The organism is Bradyrhizobium sp. 31Argb (assembly GCF_043638955.1).
Lineage (GTDB): Bacteria > Pseudomonadota > Alphaproteobacteria > Rhizobiales > Xanthobacteraceae > Bradyrhizobium.
Genome location: NZ_JBEGDB010000500.1, coordinates 1 through 2,759 on the forward strand (window position 1 = coordinate 1; position 2,759 = coordinate 2,759).

At 64.7% G+C, this 2,759-nt stretch carries 2 protein-coding genes; one reads left to right on the forward strand and one right to left on the reverse strand.

Annotated features, from left to right (window positions below; all coding sequences use genetic code 11):
* Window positions 1–149 precede the first annotated feature (149 nt).
* Window positions 150–1,259: a 3-isopropylmalate dehydrogenase gene (leuB, locus tag AAFX91_RS40625; RefSeq protein WP_394570236.1), complete on the reverse strand. Its 1,110-nt coding sequence runs from the start codon at window positions 1,257–1,259 to the stop codon at window positions 150–152.
* 140 nt (window positions 1,260–1,399) lie between these two features.
* On the opposite strand from leuB, the gene AAFX91_RS40630 reads away from it, so the two are divergent.
* Window positions 1,400–2,458 (forward strand): YbfB/YjiJ family MFS transporter, encoded by a 1,059-nt coding sequence (locus AAFX91_RS40630; RefSeq protein WP_394570237.1) that lies wholly within the window; start codon window positions 1,400–1,402, stop codon window positions 2,456–2,458.
* The last annotated feature ends 301 nt before the right edge of the window (window positions 2,459–2,759 follow it).

The following is a 2,759-nucleotide window of genomic DNA, read 5'->3' on the forward strand; positions in this document are numbered from 1 at the left end:
GTGTCCCCGGATTACGCTGCGCTTCATCCGGGCTACGAATGCTATTGATTGCGAACTTGTAGGGTGGGCAAAGCGCACGTGCCCACCTTTCTTGCACCGAACTTGGATGGTGGGCACGCTACGCTTTGCCCACCCTACGCATCCCCCGCTCAGTGCAGCTTCTGCAATTCTTTCAGGATTGCTTCGCCCATCTGCGTGGTCGAGGCTGATGTCGTGCCTTCGGACTTGATGTCTGCAGTACGCAATCCGCTTGCGAGCACGGCGGCGATGGCGGCATCGAGCTTGTCGGCGAGCGTGCCCAAATCGAAGGAATAGCGCAGCGCCATCCCGAACGAGGCGAGCATCGCGATCGGGTTGGCGAGGCCTTGGCCTGCGATATCCGGCGCCGAGCCGTGGACCGGTTCATACAGCGTCTTGCGCTTGCCGCTCTTCGCATCGGTCTCGCCGAGCGAGGCCGACGGCAGCATGCCGAGCGAGCCGGTGAGCATCGCCGCGATGTCGGACAGCATGTCGCCGAACAGATTGTCGGTGACGATGACGTCGAACTGCTTCGGCCATTTCACCAGCATCATGCCGCCGGAATCGGCGAGCTGATGCTCGAGCGTCACCTCGGGGTATTCGCGCTTGTGCACCTGGGTGACGACCTCGTTCCAGAGCACGCCAGACTTCATGACGTTGCGCTTCTCCATCGAGGTCACCTTGTTGCGGCGCTTCTTCGCAAGGTCGAAGGCGACGCGGGCGATGCGCTCGATCTCGTAGGTGTCATAGACCTGGGTATCGATGGCGCGCTTCTGGCCATTGCCGAGATCGGTGATGGTCTTCGGCTCGCCGAAATAGACCCCGCCGGTAAGCTCGCGCACGATCATGATATCGAGCCCCTCGACCGCCTCGCGCTTCAGGCTGGAGGCATCGGCGAGCGCCGGATAGCACACGGCGGGCCGCAGATTGGCGAACAGGCCGAGATCCTTGCGCAGCCGCAACAGGCCGGCCTCGGGCCGCACCTCATAGGGGACGCTGTCCCATTTCGGCCCGCCGACGGCACCGAAGATCACGGCATCGGCGGCTTTCGCCTTGGCCATGTCCGCTTCCGAGATTGAGACCTTGTGCGCGTCATAGGCGGCACCCCCGACCAGCCCCTCTTCGGTCTCGAAAACAGCGATACCTTCCGCCTTGAGCCAGCCGATCAGGCGCTTCACCTCCGCCATCACTTCGGGGCCGATGCCGTCGCCGGGCAGGAGCAGGAGCTTGTGGGTCGCCATGGGGTTTTCGCCTTGAGATCTAAGGAAATCCGCGCGGAGTGCTAAAGCGCTGTTGCGCGGTTGGCAAGACACCATTCCCGGAGCGCGGCCTGTGCAAGGACGGCGGGGCCTGCCACAATGCGGTCCTGCCGGAGTTCTCAGTGAAAGCCCCCGACCTTCCCTCATCTTCCGCGCACGCCGCGCGGCTGATTCTGATCCTGTCGCTGGCGCCGACCGCGGGGCTCGGCATCGGCCGTTTCGCCTATTCGCTGGTGCTGCCGGATATGCGCGAGCAGCTCGCGTGGTCCTATTCGGCGGCGGGCTTCATGAACACGATCAACGCTGCCGGCTATCTGATCGGCGCGCTGCTCGCCGCGCGGCTGATCCGGCGCTTCGGGCTGGTGGCCTCCGTGCGCTGGGGAACGCTGGCCTGCGTGGTGTCGCTCGCGCTTTGCGCCATCACCGGGAACTTCGTAGTGCTGAGCTTTGCGCGGCTGCTCGCCGGCCTTGGCGCTGCGGCCGGCTTCGTCGGCGGCGGCGCGCTTGCGGCGATGATCGCGCAGACGCGGCCCGAGCGCGCCAATTTCCTGCTCAGCCTGTTCTATGCCGGACCCGGCAGCGGCATCCTGCTGTCAGGGCTGGTGGCGCCGTTCGTGCTGCAATGGTTCGGCCCGGGCTCATGGTGGATCGTATGGTGGGCGATGACGCTGCTCGCGGCCATCATGACCATTCCGCTGTGGCTCGCATCCTTCCCGTCCGATGCCATGACCAGGCAGGAGGCCTCGGCGAAGTTCGCGATTGCGCCGGTTGTGATCTATCTCGGCGGCTATTTCCTGTTCGGCGCCGGCTATATCGCCTACATGACGTTCATGATCGCCTATGTGCGCGACGCCGGCGGCGGCGCGCTGGCGCAAAGCGCATTCTGGAGCTTGATCGGGCTGAGCGCTTTCGTGACACCGTGGGTGTGGCGAGGCGTGCTTGGTCTCAACCGCGGCGGGCTTGCCACCACGATCATCCTCGGCGTCAACGCGATCGGCGCCGGACTGCCGATTTTCGGACACTCGCCGCTGTTGCTCGCGGTCTCCGCCCTGGTGTTCGGCGTTGCCTTCTTCGCGGTGGTGGGATCGAGCCTGTCGTTCGCGCTGAACATATCGGCAGCGATGCTGGCGCTCGGCGCGGTGCTATCGGCGTTCCAGCGGAGGCTGGAAGTGAAAACATAGAGCGGTCGCGCTTTCTCCGGCAGAGGCCGTAGGGTGGGCAAAGGCGCGCTTCGCGCCGTGCCCACCATCCAGCACCGCGCTCGCGATGGTGGGCACGCTTCGCTTTGCCCGCCCTACGGCGTGCCCAAATTTTGATTCAGTCGTCAAACAGCGGAGAGGATGTGAGTCCACGTTCTCGCGGCGCTTTGCGCCCGAGGTTTGCGTCGCTGTTACCCTCTGAAAATGTAGAGGGCGCAGGGAAAGCCGGGTGCCGGTTGCACCCATGGGTCCCGTGCAACAAAAAGCACGGGGGTAGGACCAC

Coding starts and splice junctions, on each gene's coding strand:
- leuB (WP_394570236.1), bottom strand. CDS start 1,259: ATGGCGACCCACAAGCTCCTGCTCCTGCCCGGCGACGGCATCGGCCCC.